Consider the following 18,543-nt stretch of genomic DNA (forward strand, 5'->3'; position numbering starts at 1 on the left):
CACATGCAAAACCACAATCCCCCAATACCCACAACCAATAACCACCCACCACCCCCAACCCCACTACCGTCGAAACCGGGGCGCGGCGGCGAGCCGGCTGGCGCCGCTGCCTGACCTCACGCCGCCCGACGTTGTCGCCCCTGACGCGTAAGCGCAGTTCAGGGCCCTGCCTGGCGGTGGCTCGCCGCGATCTTGGCGGCCGCCGGGACAGCGATCCGCTCGTGACGGCGCGGCCGCCGTTCGTCCGTGATTCGGCCCCGGTCGTCGGGGATCGGTTGCCAGGCCGGGCGTGCGCGAAGAAGCTGTGGGAAGGTCAGCCGGGTTCAGGGCAACGATATCCGATAACCGCCCTGGCCCGACGCGCAACGGGCAACGATGCCCATTGTGGTACGGCCTTCGGATATGCGGGAGGGCGCCATGCGGTGGGAAACACCCGATTGTGCGGTATTCGAGGCCGGGGCTCAGGTCGGCGGCCATCCCGGCCGGTGTTGAGGGATTGATTTCGCGCTGTGTTCATTCATTGTCTCGGAGCGGCGGCAGGCGGCGGCTATCCGCAGTGGAATTGTGCCTGCGCCGGGTGCCGCAAGGCTCGCGCCAAGCCGGAAGCCGCCACGTCCCATGCGGGCATCGCGGTTTCCGGAGACGGCGAGAAGTGGTTCCTGCTGAACGCGACCCCGGACGTCCATCATCAGATCGCGGCGGATCCCGCACTCCATCCGGGGCCGGGGATCAGGACGTCGCCGGTCGCCGGCGTGTTGCTGACGGACGCCGAGTTCGACCACACGATCGGCCTGCTGATGCTGCGGGAGGGTTCGTCGCTGACGGTGTACGGGACCTACCCCGTGCTGGAGGCGCTGACCCTGTGGTTCCCGGTCCGCGATCTGGTGCGCGACTACGCGGACTTCACCTGGTCCCAGGTGGACATCGGCACGCCGCTGGAGTTGGACGACCGGTTGCGCGCGACCCCCTTCCTGACCGGATCCAAGGCACCTCGCTACGTCGGGAGTTCGCAGCTTCGCGGACCCTCGTCGGAATGGGAGGTGGGTTTCCGGTTGGAGGACAAGGTGACCGGCGCGACCGCGGTGTACGCGCCGACGCTGCCCCGGTGGGACGAGAAGTTCGCCGCACAGGTGGCGTCGGCTGATTGCGTCTTCGTGGACGGTACTTTCTGGACGGACGACGAAATGTCCCGCCGGGGCGCGGGAAACCGCACCGGACGCTCGATGGGGCACCTGCCGGTCAGTGGCGAGGACGGTTCGGCTCGCGCGCTGGCCGCGCTGCCGGCGAAGCGGAAGATCTACACACACATCAACAACACGAACCCGATTCTCGACGAAGAGTCCACGGAACGGCGCTGGGTTACGGACCTGGGCATCGAGATCGGTCGAGCCGGCCTGGAGGTGGAAGTATGAGCGCTTGGTCCGCGGCGGAATTCGAGGCGCGACTGCGGTCGATCGGAGAGAAGCGGTACCACCATCTGCATCCGTTCAACGAACGGATGCACGCGGGCAAGCTTTCCGAGGTGGAGTTCCGGGGCTGGGTGCGGAATCGCTTCTACTACCAGATGAACCTGCCCAGGAAGGACGCGTTCGTCCTGACCAAGCTCCCCGGCCGGGAGGACCGGCGCCGGTGGATCAAGCGCATCATCGATCACGACGGGCGAACGGGTGACGAAGGCGGCCTCGAAAAGTGGGTCCGCCTCGGCGAAGCGGTCGGCCTGACCCGCGAAGAACTGTTCGACACCACCACGGTGCTGCCCGGCGTGCGGTTCGCCGTCGACGCCTACGTCGACTTCTGCCGCGAGAAGCCGTGGCTGGAGGCCGTGGCGTCGGCGCTGACGGAACTGTTCGCGCCGGATCTGCTCAGCCGGCGGATCACCGACGTCCAGCAGCATTACCCGTGGATCGCCACGGAGGGCTTGGAGTACTTCCGGGCGCGGCTCACCCAGCAGCCCGAAGACATCGCGCATCTCCTCGAACTGGTACTCGAGCACGCGACGTCCCGCGAGCAGCAGGACGCGTGCGCCCGCGCGCTCGAGTTCAAATGCGACGTCCTGTGGAGCCTGCTGGACGCCGTGGAACACGCGTACGGCAAGAGCTCGTGATGGACGAATCCGACTTGGCGGCCGTACCCCGATTGGCGACCAAAGCGATGCTCAAACACGACAGTGTCCGGGACGTGGAGTTGTTGCTGCTGCCGGAGCGGGTCGTGCTGCTGAACAAGTCCGGGGCGGCGATCTTGGGCCTGTGTGACGGCAGCCGGACCGTTCGGCAGGTGATCGCCCAGCTCGAGCAGGACTTCGAGGCGGTCGACCTCGGGAACGACGTCCTGACGTTCCTCAAGGATGCGCGCGGACGGGGTTGGGTGGTCGTCACATGAACGGTCTTCCGCGGCCGTTCGGCCTGCTGGCCGAAGTCACGCACCAATGCCCGCTGCATTGCGTCTATTGCTCGAATCCGCTGGCACTGATCGATCGGCAGGACGAACTCGGCACCGGCGAATGGCTGCGCGTCATCCGCGAGGCGGCTGGGCTCGGCGTCGTGCAGGTGCACTTCTCCGGTGGTGAACCGCTCGTTCGCCACGATCTGGAGACGCTGGTCGCCGAGTGCCGTCGTCTCGGCCTGTACACGAACCTGATCACCAGCGGTCTCGGGCTCACGGAAAGTCGCGCGAACGCTCTGGTTTCGGCGGGACTCAACAGCGCCCAGCTGAGCATTCAGGGCGACGCCGCCGAGTCGACGAACCTGGTCGCGGCGAGCAAGCGGTTCGACCGGAAGGAAGCGGCCGCGCGCATCATCCGCGAAGCCGGGCTGCCGTTGAACATGAACGTGGTCCTGCATCGGGTGAACCTGGCCCGGCTGGACGCGATCATCGACGTCTGCGTGGCGTGGGGCGCCGAGCGCCTCGAGCTCGCGAACACGCAGTACTACGGCTGGGCACTGCGGAACCGCGATCTGCTGATGCCGAGCAAGGCCCAGCTCGACGAGGCGGTGGGCGTTTACGAACGGCGGAAGGCCGAGCTGGGGGAGAGGATGGAGATCCTCTGGATCCTCCCGGACTACTACGAGCCCTATCCGAAACCGTGCATGGGTGGCTGGGCACGGACCGCGCTGACCGTCGCGCCGGACGGCGTGGTCTATCCGTGTCCGGTGGCCGCGGAAATCACGACGATGGAGTTCTCCTCGGTGCGTGACCACGACCTCGAATGGATCTGGTCGTCCTCCACCGCGTTCGAAGCCTTCCGGGGCACGGAGTGGATGCCGGACCCGTGCCACAGCTGCCCTCGCAAGGAGCTGGATTTCGGCGGATGTCGTTGCCAGGCCTTCGCGCTGACCGGCGATGCGGCCCGCACCGATCCCGTGTGCGTGCATTCGCCCGATCACCACCTGGTGCAGGACGCGCTCGTCCGCGCCAACGAGGCGGATGTCGCCGAAGACGGTGAAGTGCTTCGCGAGAAGCTGGTTTACCGCCGCCGGCCCGCACCGGGCGAGCGCTGACGAAGCGGATAGTGAGAACTGTCATCGGCGCCTGGTAATTGTGGCAATGCGGGTCGAACGAGTGCCGGGTAATTGAGGACGAACGGTGCCGTGGTCGTGACAAAAGGAGTAAGCTCTCGGCCGTCGGACCTTCTCTGCCTCGTCCTGATTTCCCGGACGCCCACAGGTGACGAGGTTCACGCCGTTCATGCCCGCCCGGAGTACGTTCGTGTTCCACGGATTGACCGCGCGACCAGCCTCGGTGCACGCTCATCGCACACCGTGAGTCGCTGGTGTCGCCGACAACCGCCGACTCGGGAATTGGAATGCATCGCGTTGCCACGCCGAGCATCCTGCCCGCAGCGCACAGCACGACGTTGTCCGGAGTGAGAGGTGAAATCGTGGTCCTACCGTCAAAGATGCCTCAGCTCGCCGACCTCGATTTGCTGCTGTCGGTCGAAAGCTTCGGCAGCGTGGGAAAGGCCGCGCAAGCGCACAGCCTGTCACAGCCGGCCGCGAGCATCCGGATCAGCGCGATGGAACGTCGCCTCGGCCTTCGGTTGCTGGAGCGTTCTCCCACCGGTTCGAAGCTCACCGAGGAAGGGGAACTGCTGGCCAGGTACGCCCGTAACGTGATGCATGCGGCGCGGGAACTGCTGGAATTCGGATCCGGTTTTCGCGCCTCGGAAGCGAAACGTCTGCGGGTCGCGGCCAGCCCGGCCGTCTCCGAGCATCTGCTCCCGGAATGGCTGAACCGTTCGGGGTTCTCGTTCGGTGAAGCGCGGGTGGAGGTGCGGACCGGCAGCGTCGACACGCTTCGCCAGCTGATCCGGGCGAGCCAGGTCGATCTCGCGTTCATCGATGGCTGGTGTCAGGCCGGTGGCCACGGGCAGAAGCTGTTTCGCGATGACGTGGTCACCCAGTACATCTGCGATGACAAGCTGGCCGTGGTGGTCGGTTCGAAGCACCCGTGGGCCAAGCGATCGGGCCCCTTGACGGTGGCGGAACTCGCGTCTGCTCAGCTTGTGCTGCGCGAGCGCGGTTCCGGGCTCCGGGAGTTCACGGATGAGCTACTGGGCGCCGCGCGCGCCCCGCGCGGTTATGTCGAATTTCCCTCCAACGCCGCGATCAAGCAGGCCGTCGCGACCAGCCGGCGGGTGACCGTGCTGAATGTGTCCACCGTGCGGTCCGAACTCGCGGAGGGCCGGCTGCATCTGGTCGCCGTCGACCAGGAAATGCCGGCGAAACCGATTTACGCGGCCTGGAGCGAGCGTGGTCTTCCGGAGTATGCGCGTGAACTGGTGGAGATCGCCGCGTCGAAGGTCAGCCCGATGCCGGTCGGTGACCGCGGAACCAGGCTTGCCGGTCCTCGGCTCATGGCGGAGGAAACCGCAAAAACCGCCTAGTGTGTCGTGATCTTGTTGTTGTTACGCGCGGGTGTGTTTGCTTGCCAGGGCACTGAGTTGGCCCCTAGCGTCACCGAGTTGGCCGACCGCCCTCGCCGAGAGCAAACTCAGCAACCGGACCAGCCAACTCGGCGCCGCAGCGGGCAAACTCACCGACGCTGCGGGCAAACACGGCAACGTAAACCGGACAGGATCACCCGACACTAGCTGATTGTCGAAACAGGAGGATCAAGAACAGATGTCAGCCCTGAACAAGACTGCGCGCATGATGGTCTCGAATCGGCGCGGAATTCTCGCCGCCGATGAGAGCATCGGGACGATGTCGTCCCGGCTGGAGAAGGTGGGGGTCGAGCCGACCGCGGAAAGCCGGCGGGTGTACCGGGAACTGATCGTCACGACTCCCCGGCTGTCGGCGTCGATCAGCGGGATCATTCTCGCGGACGAGACCTTCCGGCAGAAGCTGTCCGATGGACGCACGTTCCCGGAGTATCTCGCCGATCTCGGCATTCTCGCCGGAATCAAGGTCGACACCGGAGCGAAGCCGCTGGCGGGAGCCCCGGACGAGAAGATCGCCGAAGGCCTCGACGGCCTGCGTGAACGAGTGGCGGAGTACGCGCGACTCGGCGCGACGTTCGCCAAGTGGCGCGCGGTGATCACGATCGGGGACAAGCTGCCGTCGGAGCGCGCGGTGCGGGCGAACGTCCACGCGCTGGCGCGCTACGCCGGCCTCTGCCAGGAAGGTGGCGTGGTACCCATCGTCGAGCCCGAGGTGCTGATGGACGGGACCCACTCGCTGGCCCAATGCCAGCAGGTGACGACCTCCGTGCTGGCATCGTTGTTCGAAGAGCTCGACCTGATGCAGGTGCAGCTCGACGGGATCGTCCTGAAGCCCAACATGGTGGTCGCCGGGGCGGGCTGCCCGGAGCAGCCTTCGGTGACCGATGTCGCCAGGGCCACGGTCGATACGCTGCGGAAGACGGTCCCGGCGTCCGTGCCGGGCATTGCTTTCCTTTCCGGCGGCCAAGATCCGGAAACGGCGACGATGCATCTCGCGGCCATGCAGAACCTCGATCCGCTGCCGTGGGAACTCACCTACTCGTTCGGCCGGGCGCTGGTCGGGCCGGCGCTCGAGACCTGGCGGGGTGACACCGACAAGTGGGTGGCCGCGCAGCAGGTGCTCTCCGAGCGGGCCGTCGCGAACGCCTCCGCCCGCTGAAACGCTCGACCGGATCGGCAAGGTGGGTTGCCGGTCCGGTCGTCCATGAAGTGCGTTTGTGCCCTGTGTCGTTCGAGAGGATTGAGGTCGATGAAAACTCAGGAATCGGGTATCCCGGTCCCGACGAGCGGGAGCCCTGATCACACGCTCGCCCTCGAACTCGTGCGGGTCACCGAGGCCGCCGCGATCGCCGCGGCCAGGTGGGTCGGACGCGGCGACGAGGGCAGGGGCAAGGTCGCGGCCGTCGATGCGATGCACGGAACCCTCAGGTCGGTGTCGATGCGCGGGATGGTGGTGGTCGGTGAGGACCCGCGGCGAGATCCGGCTGTTCTGTGCCACGGCGCGGACATCGGCGACGGCGACGGGCCGGCGTGCGACATCGCGATCAGCGTAGGAGACGGCGCCCTTTCGCCGGCCAGGGACGTGCCCAGCGCGCTTGCGGCGGTCGCGGTGGCCGAGAGTGGTGCGATGTTCGAGCCGCCGGCCCGGGTCATGGAGAAGCTTGCCGTCGGTCCCGATTACGTCGGCTTCGTCGACCTCGACCGCCCGGTGGCGGAGAACCTGCGTGCGGTGGCCAAGGTCAAGGACGGTCGAACGGCGGACGTCGTGGTCGCCGTCCTCAACCGGCCCCGGCATCGGGAGCTCGTGCGCGAAATCCGCGACGCCGGCGCACGGGTCCACTTGATCGAGGGAGGCGACGTCGCGGGCGCGATCGCCGCGGCGCGTCCGGACAGCCCGGTGGACATGCTGCTGGGCACCGGGGACGCGGCGGAGGGGGTCATCGCCGCGGCCGGCCTGGCCTGTCTCGGCGGGGCATTCCAGGCCCGGCTGCGGTCCGAAACCGGCCGTGACTCCCGCGAAATCCTCCACGCCGATGACCTGGTACGCGGAGAGAGCGTGCTGTTCTGCGCCACCGGGGTGACCGACAGCGAGCTGCTGCGCGGGGTGCTGTACCACGAGGGGCGGACCACCACCCACTCGATGGTGCTGTGCGCAAAGCCGGAAACGGTGCGGATCGTCAAATCCGCACACCCGGCGCGAGGTTGACGAAAACGGCACCTCACGAGGAGCAGCGATTCGCATGACCGGTGAGATCACGGCGAAGTCCGCCCGTGCCGAATCCCTCGTCACGCGCTACCGCGGGCTGATCTGCGATCTCGACGGTGTGGTCTACCGCGGCGCGTCGGCGGTGCCGCGAGCGGTGGAGACCTTGAACCGGGTGACGGCGTCCGGTGTGCCGGTCGTGTTCGCGACGAACAATGCCTCCCGTTCGCCCGAGCACGTGGGCGACCACCTCCACAAGCTGGGCGTCGCACCGCACGGCTGGTCGGTGGTCAACAGTTCGCAGGCGGCCGCGGCCTATCTCGCGCAGCGATTGGCGCCGGGAACGCGGGTGTGCGCGGTGGGCGGACCGGGCGTCGCGCGGGCACTCTCGGAAGCCGGGCTGACCCCGGTCCGCGCCGCCGATCTGGGCGGCACGACCGTCGAGGCGGTCGTTCAGGGCCTGGGGTCCGACGTCACCTGGACCGAACTCGCGACGGTCGGCTACCTCGCCGAAGCCGGAGCCACCTGGGTGGCCACGAACGTCGACCTGACGCTGCCGACGCCTTACGGGCGAGCGCCCGGCAACGGTGCGCTGGTCGCCCTGGTGCAGACGGCGACCCGCGCGCTACCGCACGTCGTCGGCAAGCCGCGGGCAGCCTTGTTCGAGCTGGCACGTTCCCGGCTCGGTACCGATCGCCGGGACACGCTCGTGTGCGGGGACCGGCTGGACACCGACATCGCCGGAGCCAACTCCGCCGGCCTCGACTCGCTCTTCGTCCTGAGCGGGGCCTCCAGCCTTCAGGACTTGGCATTCGCCGAGCGCCCTGCGCGTCCGACATATGTGGCCACGGACCTGAGCGGACTGCTCTCGCCCGCACTGCCGGTGCACACCACCTCGCCGGACTGCCTTCTCGAGCTCGGGCCGGATGCCGTACCCCGTATGCCGGGCGCCGGCGAAAACGGCAAGCTGCTGCAGTCCGTTGTCACGACGGTGTGGGCCGCTCTCGACGCCGGCCGTACGGTCTCCGGCGAGGTCGGGCCGTGGGGACGCATCGAACGGCGATTGGGGCTCGTCCAGCCGGCGCCAGGCACGCGATAGGCCGCCCATTGACGTCCTCGGGCCGCGGATCGTAACGTTGACCCTCCCGTACGCGGAGCGTGCCCTGAGCTATGCCCGCGGGCCGGTTGATGCGCTGCTCGCCGCCGGTGAACGTGTCCTCCCCACTCATGGGCCGCGGGACGCCGTTCGGCACCGGTTACCAACCACTGGTGTACGGCTGGTTGCGACAGCCAGGTTAAATCGATGATGCTCTTTCCTGACGATCGAATTTCATGACGCTGTCCTCGAAATTGTGCGGATCACTGACGTCCGTTTCCGCCCAGTTGTGGGTGCAGCCAACAGCGAGGAGGAAATATGAAGTGGGAAACTCCGGAATATACCGTCATCGAGGTGTGCGCCGAGGCGACCGGCTACTTCTACCGGGGCTGACAGCCGGGCCTCGTGCCGCTTGATTTGGCGTAGTCGCGTCGGGCGGCGGCAATCTGCGGCACGACTACGTCCGCGATGGCGCAAGGCCCCCGGATCCGAAACGGGATCACGCCGGGGCCTTGCGTCACTCGCGGAAGCCCGGTGTCGCTGAGCCGTTCGTCTACTCCACGGAATGGAGGGCTTGATGCTTGCCCTGCTCGGTCTCGGATTCGTGCTGAGTCTCGACAACTTCCGCAGTTCGCTCGTGCTGGGTGGGCTCAAGCCGACGTTTCCCCAGTCGGTCAAGACCTCCGCCATCTTCGGATTGTGGGACGGTCTCGCGCCGCTGCTCGGACTGCTCCTCGGAGATGCGCTGGGCAACCTGGTCGATGACGACACCACCGAGACGATCGTCATGATCGGGTTGGGCGCGTACGGCCTGTTCCTCGTCGTCCGCGCGGTGATCTCGCCCGAGCGCGCGGATCCGGACCTGAAATGGGCGAGGTGGGGGTTGCCGATCCCGTTGAGCGCCGACAACATCGCCGCTGGCGCGGCGCTCGGCGTCGCCGGGTACAGCCCCTGGCTCGCGCCTGTTCTCTTCGCGTGCGCGACCTTCGTGATGTCGATCGCCGGGCACCAGATCGGCCGTACCGTGGCTCGTTTCGTCGACCGGATCCCGAAGATCAATACTGACCTGCTGGTAGGTGCCTGCTTCACCGTAATGGCGATTTTGATGGCATTCGGGGTCACCCTTCCGCTTTCGTACGGCTGATGCGCCACGGTAAGCTCAGGATCGGCAGCACCTGGGAGGACACCAATGCCGGAGAATCCCGACACCCACGTTTACCGCACCTATGACAAGGTCCTGAGCGGGACGCGGACGGCTCGGCGGCGGAATCATCCGGCGGCGGGCGGCGATGCCAGCGATTGGTGGCCGCGCCGGGTCGACTTGACGGCATTGCGCCGGAATCAGCCCGCAGGCAACCCGCTGGGCGCGGACTTCGATTACGCGGAGCAGTTCGCGACGCTGGATCTCGGCGAACTGGCGCGTGATATCGACGAGGTGCTGACGACCTCGCAGGACTGGTGGCCCGCCGACTTCGGTCACTACGGTCCCCTGGTGCTGCGCATGGCCTGGCACGGCGCGGGTACCTACCGCGTGCGCGACGGCCGGGGCGGCGCCGGCACCGGAATGCAACGGTTCGCCCCGCTGAACAGCTGGCCGGACAACCGGAACCTGGACAAGGCCCGCCGGTTGCTGTGGCCGGTGAAGAAGAAGTACGGGCGCAGGATCTCCTGGGCGGACCTGATGGTCTTCGCGGGCAACCGGGCGCTGGAGTCGATGGGCTTCAAGACTTTCGGGTTCGGCGGCGGGCGGGCCGACGTGTGGGAGCCCGACGAGACGTACTGGGGTTCGGAACGCAAGTGGCTGGCGGACGAACGCCACCGTGGCCTGCGTGAGCTCGACGAGCCGTTGGCGGCCACCGAGATGGGGCTGATCTACGTCGATCCGCAGGGCCCGGCCACCAATCCCGATCCGGTGCTCGCCGCCCGCGAGATCCGGGAAACCTTCAAGCGGATGGGCATGAACGACGAGGAGACGGTGGCGCTCATCGCGGGTGGGCACACCTTCGGCAAGACGCACGGCCCGGCGGATCCGAATGTGACCGGCGGCCCCGAGCCCGAGGCGGCGCCGCTTACCGCGCAGGGCCTTGGCTGGCTCGGCGGGTACGGCAGCGGCAACGCGACGGACACGGTCACCAGCGGGCTGGAAGGCATGTGGACGCGCACGCCCGTCGAGTGGGATCACACGTTCTTCGAGACGCTGTTCGAGTACGAATGGGACGTCGAGCTCAGCCCGGCGGGCCTGTGGCAGTGGATCCCGGGCGACGGCCAGGGCGAGGGCACCATACCGGACCCCTTCGACCCGGACACGAAACACCATCCGGTCATGCTCACCACCGACCTGTCGTTGCAGGAGGACCCTGGCTACGAGCCGATCTCGCGACGGTTCCTGGCGCACCCGGACCGGTTCGAGGACGCGTTCGCGCGGGCCTGGTTCAAGCTGACGCATATCGACATGGGCCCGGTCCCGCGCTACCTGGGGCCACTGGTTCCGGCCGAACGGCTCATCTGGCAGGACCCGGTGCCGGAGCTGGACCACGAACTCGTCGACGCCGGTGACGTCGCGGCACTCAAGCGCGAGATCCTCGGCTCGGGCCTGACGGTCGCGCAGCTCGTCGCCACGGCGTGGGCGTCGGCTTCGACCTACCGCGACAGCGACAAGCGAGGTGGGGCGAACGGGGCGCGGATCCGGCTCGAACCGCAGTGCGACTGGCCGGTCAACGAGCCCGAGCGGCTGCGTGCCGTCCTGCCCGCGCTGGAGGCGATCCAGGAGCGATTCAACGCCTCCCAGCAGGGCGGCAAGCGGATCTCGCTGGCCGACTTGATCGTGCTCGGCGGGTGTGCCGCGGTGGAACAGGCCGCCGCGGCCGGTGGCCACGAGGTGGACGTTCCCTTCCGGCCCGGACGTACCGACGCGACCCAGGAATGGACCGACGTCGAGTCGTTCGGCGCATTGCGGCCCACCGCGGACGGCTTCCGGAACTACCTGGGCGACGGCTTCTCGATGCCGCCGGAGCATCTCCTGGTCGACCGGGCGGGCCTGCTGACCTTGAGCGCGCCCGAGATGACCGTGCTGATCGGCGGGCTGCGCGTGCTCGGCGCTAACCACGGACGTTCGCCGGTGGGCGTGTTGACATCGGCGCCCGGGTCGCTGACGAACGACTTCTTCGTCAACCTGCTGGACATGGGGACCGTGTGGGCGCCGAGACGGGATGGCGATATCTGGACGGCGAGCTACGAGGGCCGCGACCGCGGCACCGGCGAGGTGAAGTGGACCGCGAGCCGGGTCGACCTCCTATTCGGTTCGAACTCCGAACTGAGGGCGCTGTCGGAGGTCTACGCCAGTGACGACGCGGGCGGGAAGTTCGTCCGGGACTTCGTCTCCGCGTGGGTGAAGGTCATGGAACTCGACCGTTTCGACCTGCGCTGATTCCGGTCTGCGGTGGTGACCACGTGGCGCGAGCGACGCGGTTTTTGTTGTGTGGATTGGGTTCCGCGCCAAACGTCCGGCGCGCGACGCGCATTGCCCGCCCGGCACGGAATCGCACGAACGGTATCTCCTGGCGGGAGAACGGCGGCGTCGGGCCGGTCAGTGGCGACGGATATCGGAATGGCTTGTCCGGGTGTAGAGTCCAAACTCGTTACAGGCGCCGCGGTGAAACGTAATCAGCGGTGATAATTGTTCCCGCAACGTCCGGTTCGGCTGTCGCGTGGCGCTTGAGAATATGTTCCGCAAAATCTGTCAGAATTCATTTTTGCTGACGAGGAGGTGAAGTCCGGTGACGATTGCCCAGGAACGAGAGGATCTCCTGGCCGAACTCGGCGGGCAGAACAGGGCAACCATCGGTGCCGTGCTGGGGACCGGTTCAATCGGCAAGGCGACCGAGCGTGCCGATGGGACGATGGAAGCGACCATCCGGATCCCGGAGGACGCGATGGCGTGGGAGCCGTCGATCCTGATGCTGCCGCACGGCGGCAAGGTCGAGCTGACGATCATCAATGACGACAAGAACACCCACGCCTGCCTGCTGCCCAGCAACGGCGACCGGCAGTTCATCGGTCTGCTGAACCACTCGAAGGGCAGCGCGACGCTCGAACTGGACGGTCCCGGCTGCTACTGGTACGGCTCGCCGGCCGGTAACGACGAGGGCCGGGGCCTGACCGGCGCCATCGTCGTGTCCGGCGAAGTACCGCCGGAGGCCAAGCTCGACCGACCCGCGCAGCCGCGGCCGTAGAAAGGTAGGAACCACGATGACGGTCGAATACGTCGACGCCGGCAAGGCGTTCAACCACAGCCAGCTTTCGAACATGCCGCACAGCGCTCCGGACGTGACGCGCGGCATCAACTACGAGCGCATCCTCCAGTCCCGCAACGAATCGCAGAACTGGATGACGTACTACGGCGCCTACGACGGCCAGCGGTACAGCCTGCTCGACCAGATCAACGCCGACAACGTCAAGAACCTGAAGGTCGCCTGGATCCACCAGGCGAGCTCGACCGGTCTGATCGCCTCCACCTCGACCTACGCGTTCGAGGCCTGCCCCCTGGTCGTCGACGGCGTCATGTTCGTCACGGGCTGGGACGGCTGGCTGTGGGCGCTCGACGCGACGACCGGCGAGCAGCTGTGGCGCTACAAGCACGCGGTGCCCTTCGACGTGACGCTGTGCTGTGCCAACGTCAACCGCGGCTGTGCGGTGGCCAACGGCAAGGTCTACATGGTGACCCAGAACGCCCAGCTGGTGGCGATCGATGCCACCAACGGCCAGAAGATCTGGCAGAAGACCATCGGTGACGTGCGCGCGGGCGAGAGCGCTTCGATCGCTCCGCTGGTCGTCAAGGACACGCTCATCACCGGTTCCGCCGGTGGCGAGTACGGCGTCCGCGGTCACATCGACTGCTGGGACCTGGAGACCGGCGAGCAGCGCTGGCGCACCTACACCGTCCCCAAGCCGGGTGAGCCGGGTGCGGAGACCTGGCCCGCGGACGGCGAGGCCTGGCAGCGCGGCGGCGCGAACCACTGGGTCACCGGAACCTTCGACCCGGAGCTGAACCTCTACTACGCGGGCACCGGGAACCCGGCTCCCGACTTCGACGGCGAGGTCCGGGAGGGGGACAACCTCTACACCGACAGCGTGGTCGCGCTGGACGTCGACACCGGCGAGATCAAGTGGCACTACCAGTTCACCCCGCACGACCTGTGGGACTACGACTCCACAATGGAGATGACCCTGTTCGAGCGGGACGGCAAGAAGCTGCTGGCCCACTTCGACAAGAACGGGTACATGTTCGTGCTGGACCGCACCAACGGCCGGCTGCAGCACGTCACGCCGTTCGTCGACCGGATCGACTGGGGTGTCATCACCCGCGACGGCAAGGTGACCCCGCGGAAGTACCCGGACAAGGAAGGCGAGCCCTGCCACTTCTTCCCCGGCCCGGCCGGCGCGAAGGAATGGACGCACGCGTCGTACAACCCGGAGCACGACCTGTTCTACGTTCCGGTCGCCGACGTGGGTGCCACGGCCACCCGGCGCCGTCGCGAGTTCAAGGAAGGCATGCCCTACTGGGGTGCCGCCGTCGAGGTGGACGTCGACAACATGGCAGGCTCGGTCAGCGCGTTCGACTCCCACGGTGAGGAGAAGTGGCGCTACCGGCTCGATTTCCCGATGGCCGCGTCGACGCTCAGCACCGCGGGGAACGTGGTGTTCGCGGGCACGCCCGCGGGCGAGTTCATGGCGCTCCACGCGGAGACCGGGGAGAAGCTCTGGAGTTTCCAGTGCGGTAGCGGTCACCACAGCAGCCCGAGCACCTACACCGTGAATGGCAAGCAGTACATCACGGTGCCGGTCGGCTGGGGTGGCTGGCTCGAAGGCATCATCCCCGGCATGTCCGGTCAGGGTCACGGTGCCGCGGTGATCACGTTCTCCCTGTGACCGGGGAGCGGTACCACTGACGCCAGATCCGCCCGGTGTTCGAGTCGCCCCGACGACGCGAACACCGGGCGGATCTTTTGGGATTACAACGGAAAACTCAAGGTGATGTGATGAGCGAATCTTCGGTACCCCAGCAGGACAAGGGACTCGAGCGGCCGCGGTGTCTCTACTGCGGGGAGGTCTATGAGCCTGGCGACGTCGCGCGGCACACCAAGCCGGTGCACTGTGGACCCTGCATCACCTGCGTCGACAAGCCCGCCTGCTTCAGCTGCCGTCTCATGTACTGCGTGTGCGAGGTACACCGGTATCGAGGCTGAACAAAAGGTGGGCCCGCCGGAGATCGGGTCAGAGCTCCAGCGCCCGGCGCACCGCCGGAGTGTTGCGCCGGGAAACGGGCACCATGGTTTTCGCCTGGTCATCCATGACCAGGAACAACTCGCCCTTGTACCGGCGCTCGACCTCCCGGATCCGGCTGAGGTTCACCACGTACTGGCGGTGCACCCGCAGGAAACCGGAATCGCCCAGCTCGGTTTCGAGCTTGTCGAGGCCCGGCGAGGCGGATCGCAACCGTCCTTGGTCGGTGGACAGCCACACATCGTTGCCGTCCGACTGTGCGAAGGAGACTTCCGGGAGCCGCAACAGCACCATCCGGTTGTCGCGCGTCGCGACCATCCGGTGCGGCTGAGCCCGAAGTGGACTGTCCCCACCCGGCCTGGGCAACGGATCCCCTTCGGACACGCCGAAGGAGACCAGGTTGCCGACCAGGTGCCCGGACAGGAACACCGGCCGGAAGCTGATCGCCGTCGGTTCGTTGGCGAGCCGGGTGAAGATCTGGGTCGAGCCGAGCCAGCCGGGATTGCGCGTCGCCTGCTTGGCGGCATATACGGCGGCTTGAATGAATTCCGGCAGCTCCGGTTTCCACCGCACGGCGGGATCGGGTGCCGGCGTGGAGCCGGGGATGCCGAGGAGCACGCCCGCCGTGTCGTCGGCGAGCACCACCCGGCCCGCCGGATCCACGGCCGCGAGTGCCACGCTCGAGCGGGGCCTGGCGTGGTTGAAGGCGGCCATCAGCTCGGCGCCGTCATCCCGGGCGCGCCGGCGCAGGATGCGCTGTGTCATCGCGGCCGCGTTGCTGAGCCACGGTCCCGTGGCCGCGGGAAGGTCGCCGCGCCAGGACGAGATGTTGAGTACCGCGACCGGTTGCCTGGTCACCACGTCCCGTACCGCCACTCCGGCGCAGGTCCAGTCGTGGAAGCCCTGGCACCAGTGCTCGGCACCGCGGATCAGTACGGGGGTGTAGGACATCAGCGCGGTACCCATGCCGTTCGTCCCGGTGGCGCCCTCGGACCAGCAGAACCACGGCGCCAGGTTGGCCGAAGCAGCGACCGTGCGCGTGGCCTGGTCTCCCCATTGGGCCAGGACCCGGCCGGAGGCGTCGGTGATGGTCACGATGCCTCCGGTGGTGCTGAGTTCGCGTGCCAGCGAGGCGGCACGGAAACCGAGTTCGGCGATCACCGCATCGTGCTCCAGCGCATGGTCGACCTCGGCGACCGCCACCGGGGCTTCGGTGAGCTGGGGGTCGACCCGGTACTGGTCGCGGCACCGGTGCCAGGAAATCGCGATCTCAGGTCGCACGCCGCGGAGGTCGTCCTCTCCCCGCACGAACCGCTCCCACGCCCCGTACACCGTTGCCCCGCTACGGCTGCCGGAGGTCGGGTCGAGCCCGCGTGCGTGTGCCATAGAAGACCGCCTTTGGTCTGTTGCCAACCCCGAACGGCACGCCGGCGCCGGGTTCCGACGGCCGCTCGTGTGCTGCCTGAAGTATCGGACCGGGCCGCTTGGCCGCCGACCCAAGCTAAGCGGGTTGTCAGCGCAAGGGCAAGCCGGCTGGGATGACCGTGCGCGAACGGCCAACGAACGGCGGTGAAACGACGATTGCCGGTCGCCATCCACCCTTCAGCGGTCGGCCGGCGTTCGCCCGCAGCCCCGGTTTTTTTGACCGGATTGCACGTTCCCGCTGGCGAGAAGCTGATCAGGTCATACCACCGCTGAGGTGCAGGAATGACGTCGGCACGGCTTGAAATATCGCGCGGCGGTACGTTACTTTGTAACTTCTGTCACCGCCGGGGTGGTCTCAGCAACTCCGGTGCGCCAGGCGACGAGGAGGTCGTGATGACCGGGACAGTGCCGCCGCTGACGATTGCGCCGACCCGGCCCGGCGGAAGAGAGGCAGCGGATGCCTCTCTGGTGACCACATCGACGCGAGCGGTATCTCGCGCATGGGAGAGCTTCGCCGCGGGCGAGGACATAGAGACGGGCGTCCGTCCGGAAATCCTGGCCTCGTGGTACCGATGTCGAGATCGGTACGAAGTGGACCGGACGCTGGACGTCGCACCGGGTGCGCGGGGCGACGACGCTCAGCAGAACGACAACGGCGTGATCTTCACGGTGCTCGGCGGTCTCGGTGCGCTGGCCGGCCAGCAAGTGGAACGCGATGGCGCGGTCGTCACCGTCACGGACGGGGATGGGCGCGTCCTCGGGGCCTGGGGTGACCCCGCCGCGCAGCGGCGGGCCGAACTGCACAATCTCGCGCCGTGGTCGTCGTGGTCGGAGGCGAACACCGGCACGAACGGGATGGGAACCGCGCTCGAGCTGTCCGGTCCGGTGACCGTGACCGGGCCGGAGCACTGGTGTGAGGCCTTCCATCAGTGGTCCTGCGCGGGCATTTCGATCCGCGACGTGGTGACCGGTTCGCCGGTCGCGTCCATCAACGTCTCGCGATGGAACGCGTCGCTGTCCGAATTCGTGCCGGTATGGCTGACGAAAGCGGTCGCGTGCGTCGAACAGGAGATTTACCGGCGCGCCGTCTACGAGGCCGACAAAGTGATCTCCGAGTTCACCAGGAAGTGCGCCCAGAGCAGTGGTCCGGTCATGGCGATGGACCGTGGCGGCAAGGTGATCGCCGCGAACGGAGAGGCGGTCACGTTGCTCGGGCTGACCGGCGAGACCCCCCTTCTCGCCGGTGCGATCGAACCGGCGGAACGCTGGGTCCCGGACATTTCCGGGCTGCCCGACGTGGTGCGGTGGGCCAAGGACAGGGCGCGGGGAACCGCGCAGTGGAGCGGATTCGCGTGCCTGCCGGTGTCCCCGGGAGAGGAAGCCACTCCGTTGACGATGCGGCCCGTCGTCGACTCGGGCCACGTGGTCGGCATGCTGTGCGTGATCGGGGTGCAGGACGGTGAACCCTACGACAGGGGCATGGAAGCGGACGTCGGTCTCATCCCCCGGCGCGTCATCGGAACGCGCAACGACCGGCTGGTTCTGCTTGCGCCATCGGAAATCCGCTATGCCGAGGCCGACCGGAACACCGTCTGGTTGATCACGGACCGGGGGCGGGTCCAAGCCGCGACCCGCGGCCTGGAAAACGTCGAGCGGTTGCTGATTTCGTCCGGGTTCCGGCGTGTGCACCGGCGTTTTCTGGTCAACCTGCGCCGGGTGGCGGAACTGGAGCGGGGTATCAAGGGCGAGCTGTTCCTGATCATGGATTCCCGTTCCCACGACCTCGTTCCCGTTTCGCGGCGGCACGCCCCGGAGCTTCGGCGACTGCTCGGTGTGTGAACGCCCGGTCCCGGGTGACCTGCCTGCGTAACCCCTCCACCGCACTTGCCGGATCCGTGGCGGCGTAGACGGCGGAACCGGCCACGAAGCAGTCGACGCCTGCCTCTGCCGCCTGTTCGATCGTGTCCGCGTTGATGCCGCCGTCGATCTCCACCACCAGGTTGAGGTGGCCGGTGTCGACCATCGTTCGCGCCGTGCGCACCTTGCCGAGAACCTCGGCGATGAACTTCTGGCCGCCGAAACCGGGCTCCACGGACATCACCAGCAGCGTGTCGTAGTGCTTCAGCACGTCGACGTACGGCTCCAGCGGCGTGTTCGGCTTGATCGCCAGGCCGGCCTTCGCGCCGGCGGCCCGCAGGCTCTTGGCGAGTTCGACGGGATCACCGGCCGCCTCGACGTGCACCGTCACGTTGTAGGCGCCCGCCTCCGCGTAACCGATCGCCCAGCGATCCGGGTTCTCGATCATCAGATGGCAATCCAGCGGTAGGTCGGTGGTCGCCAGCAGCGACTTCACGACCGGCAGGCCGAGGGTCAGGTTCGGCACGAAATGCGCGTCCATGACATCCACGTGCAGCCAATCGGCGCCGCGGCCGGGCGGCCCGTTCACCGCAGCCACTTCGTCGGCGAGCCGGGCGAAGTCGGCGGAGAGGATGGACGGCGCGATCAATGGCTGTTTCGGCACGGTTTCGACGGTAGTGGGGTTGGGGGTGGTGGGTGGTTATTGGTTGTGGGTATTGGGGGATTGTGGTTTTGCATGTG

16 protein-coding genes are annotated in these 18,543 nt (G+C 67.4%); 14 read left to right on the plus strand and 2 right to left on the minus strand.

Annotated elements, in window-relative coordinates:
* Positions 1-509: 509 nt before the first annotated feature.
* The 13 genes from pqqB (at position 510) to FG385_RS33065 (ending at position 14,483) form a co-directional block, all read left to right on the plus strand.
* Complete coding sequence (gene pqqB, locus FG385_RS33005; RefSeq protein WP_139100740.1) at positions 510-1,412, plus strand: pyrroloquinoline quinone biosynthesis protein PqqB; 903 nt, start codon at positions 510-512, stop codon at positions 1,410-1,412.
* Positions 1,409-2,104: a pyrroloquinoline-quinone synthase PqqC gene (pqqC, locus tag FG385_RS33010; RefSeq protein ID WP_139100741.1), complete on the plus strand. Its 696-nt coding sequence runs from the start codon at positions 1,409-1,411 to the stop codon at positions 2,102-2,104. The genes pqqB and pqqC overlap by 4 nt, the downstream gene beginning before the upstream one ends.
* Positions 2,104-2,379 (plus strand): pyrroloquinoline quinone biosynthesis peptide chaperone PqqD, encoded by a 276-nt coding sequence (gene pqqD, locus FG385_RS33015; protein WP_139100742.1) that lies wholly within the window; start codon positions 2,104-2,106, stop codon positions 2,377-2,379. Before pqqC ends, pqqD begins: the two co-directional genes overlap by 1 nt.
* A complete protein-coding gene (gene pqqE, locus FG385_RS33020; RefSeq protein WP_139100743.1) occupies positions 2,376-3,497 on the plus strand; it encodes a pyrroloquinoline quinone biosynthesis protein PqqE in 1,122 nt (373 codons plus the stop codon). The genes pqqD and pqqE overlap by 4 nt, the downstream gene beginning before the upstream one ends.
* Before the next feature lie 380 nt (positions 3,498-3,877).
* Entirely contained in the window at positions 3,878-4,882 is a 1,005-nt protein-coding gene (locus FG385_RS33025) for a LysR substrate-binding domain-containing protein (RefSeq protein WP_235022938.1), read from the plus strand.
* A gap of 238 nt (positions 4,883-5,120) precedes the next feature.
* The gene (locus FG385_RS33030) at positions 5,121-6,098 is read left to right on the plus strand and encodes a class I fructose-bisphosphate aldolase (RefSeq protein ID WP_139100744.1); all 978 of its coding nucleotides are present in this window, start codon (positions 5,121-5,123) and stop codon (positions 6,096-6,098) included.
* Positions 6,099-6,188: 90 nt separating this feature from the next.
* Positions 6,189-7,145, plus strand: a complete 957-nt coding sequence (locus tag FG385_RS33035; RefSeq protein WP_139100745.1) for a fructose-bisphosphatase class II family protein — start codon at positions 6,189-6,191, stop codon at positions 7,143-7,145.
* 34 nt (positions 7,146-7,179) lie between these two features.
* Positions 7,180-8,241 carry an HAD-IIA family hydrolase gene (locus FG385_RS33040; RefSeq protein WP_139100746.1) on the plus strand — a complete coding sequence of 354 codons (1,062 nt, stop codon included), beginning with the start codon at positions 7,180-7,182 and terminating at the stop codon, positions 8,239-8,241.
* A 574-nt stretch (positions 8,242-8,815) separates the two neighbouring features.
* Positions 8,816-9,382: a manganese efflux pump gene (locus FG385_RS33045; protein WP_160148952.1), complete on the plus strand. Its 567-nt coding sequence runs from the start codon at positions 8,816-8,818 to the stop codon at positions 9,380-9,382.
* 45 nt (positions 9,383-9,427) lie between these two features.
* On the plus strand, positions 9,428-11,665 hold the full coding sequence (gene katG, locus FG385_RS33050; RefSeq protein ID WP_139100748.1) for a catalase/peroxidase HPI: 2,238 nt from the start codon (positions 9,428-9,430) through the stop codon (positions 11,663-11,665).
* 349 nt (positions 11,666-12,014) lie between these two features.
* Positions 12,015-12,470: an MSMEG_3727 family PQQ-associated protein gene (locus FG385_RS33055; RefSeq protein ID WP_139100749.1), complete on the plus strand. Its 456-nt coding sequence runs from the start codon at positions 12,015-12,017 to the stop codon at positions 12,468-12,470.
* A 16-nt stretch (positions 12,471-12,486) separates the two neighbouring features.
* Positions 12,487-14,166 carry a PQQ-dependent dehydrogenase, methanol/ethanol family gene (locus FG385_RS33060; protein WP_139100750.1) on the plus strand — a complete coding sequence of 560 codons (1,680 nt, stop codon included), beginning with the start codon at positions 12,487-12,489 and terminating at the stop codon, positions 14,164-14,166.
* Positions 14,167-14,276: 110 nt separating this feature from the next.
* The gene (locus FG385_RS33065) at positions 14,277-14,483 is read left to right on the plus strand and encodes a recombination activating protein 1 (RefSeq protein ID WP_139100751.1); all 207 of its coding nucleotides are present in this window, start codon (positions 14,277-14,279) and stop codon (positions 14,481-14,483) included.
* A 28-nt stretch (positions 14,484-14,511) separates the two neighbouring features.
* On the opposite strand, the gene FG385_RS33070 is transcribed toward FG385_RS33065, so the two are convergent.
* Entirely contained in the window at positions 14,512-15,906 is a 1,395-nt protein-coding gene (locus FG385_RS33070; RefSeq protein WP_139100752.1) for a DNA-binding protein, read from the minus strand.
* A gap of 507 nt (positions 15,907-16,413) precedes the next feature.
* On the opposite strand from FG385_RS33070, the gene FG385_RS33075 reads away from it, so the two are divergent.
* Entirely contained in the window at positions 16,414-17,784 is a 1,371-nt protein-coding gene (locus FG385_RS33075) for a DNA-binding protein (RefSeq protein WP_235022940.1), read from the plus strand.
* Here the strand turns inward: FG385_RS33075 and rpe are convergent.
* Positions 17,705-18,451: a ribulose-phosphate 3-epimerase gene (rpe, locus tag FG385_RS33080; protein ID WP_139100755.1), complete on the minus strand. Its 747-nt coding sequence runs from the start codon at positions 18,449-18,451 to the stop codon at positions 17,705-17,707. The two genes, FG385_RS33075 and rpe, sit on opposite strands and share 80 nt — an antisense overlap.
* Positions 18,452-18,543 lie beyond the last annotated feature (92 nt).

Source organism: Amycolatopsis alkalitolerans, assembly GCF_006152065.1.
In the GTDB taxonomy this organism is placed as follows: Bacteria; Actinomycetota; Actinomycetes; order Mycobacteriales; family Pseudonocardiaceae; genus Amycolatopsis_E; species Amycolatopsis_E alkalitolerans.

Bases quoted from the DNA above. Each gene is read 5' to 3' on its own strand.
- pqqC (WP_139100741.1), top strand. From the start codon at position 1,409: ATGAGCGCTTGGTCCGCGGCGGAATTCGAGGCGCGACTGCGGTCGATC.
- pqqD (WP_139100742.1), top strand. From the start codon at position 2,104: ATGGACGAATCCGACTTGGCGGCCGTACCCCGATTGGCGACCAAAGCG.
- pqqE (WP_139100743.1), top strand. From the start codon at position 2,376: ATGAACGGTCTTCCGCGGCCGTTCGGCCTGCTGGCCGAAGTCACGCAC.
- FG385_RS33030 (WP_139100744.1), top strand. From the start codon at position 5,121: ATGTCAGCCCTGAACAAGACTGCGCGCATGATGGTCTCGAATCGGCGC.
- FG385_RS33035 (WP_139100745.1), top strand. From the start codon at position 6,189: ATGAAAACTCAGGAATCGGGTATCCCGGTCCCGACGAGCGGGAGCCCT.
- FG385_RS33040 (WP_139100746.1), top strand. From the start codon at position 7,180: ATGACCGGTGAGATCACGGCGAAGTCCGCCCGTGCCGAATCCCTCGTC.
- FG385_RS33045 (WP_160148952.1), top strand. From the start codon at position 8,816: ATGCTTGCCCTGCTCGGTCTCGGATTCGTGCTGAGTCTCGACAACTTC.
- katG (WP_139100748.1), top strand. From the start codon at position 9,428: ATGCCGGAGAATCCCGACACCCACGTTTACCGCACCTATGACAAGGTC.
- FG385_RS33060 (WP_139100750.1), top strand. From the start codon at position 12,487: ATGACGGTCGAATACGTCGACGCCGGCAAGGCGTTCAACCACAGCCAG.
- FG385_RS33065 (WP_139100751.1), top strand. From the start codon at position 14,277: ATGAGCGAATCTTCGGTACCCCAGCAGGACAAGGGACTCGAGCGGCCG.
- FG385_RS33070 (WP_139100752.1), bottom strand. From the start codon at position 15,906: ATGGCACACGCACGCGGGCTCGACCCGACCTCCGGCAGCCGTAGCGGG.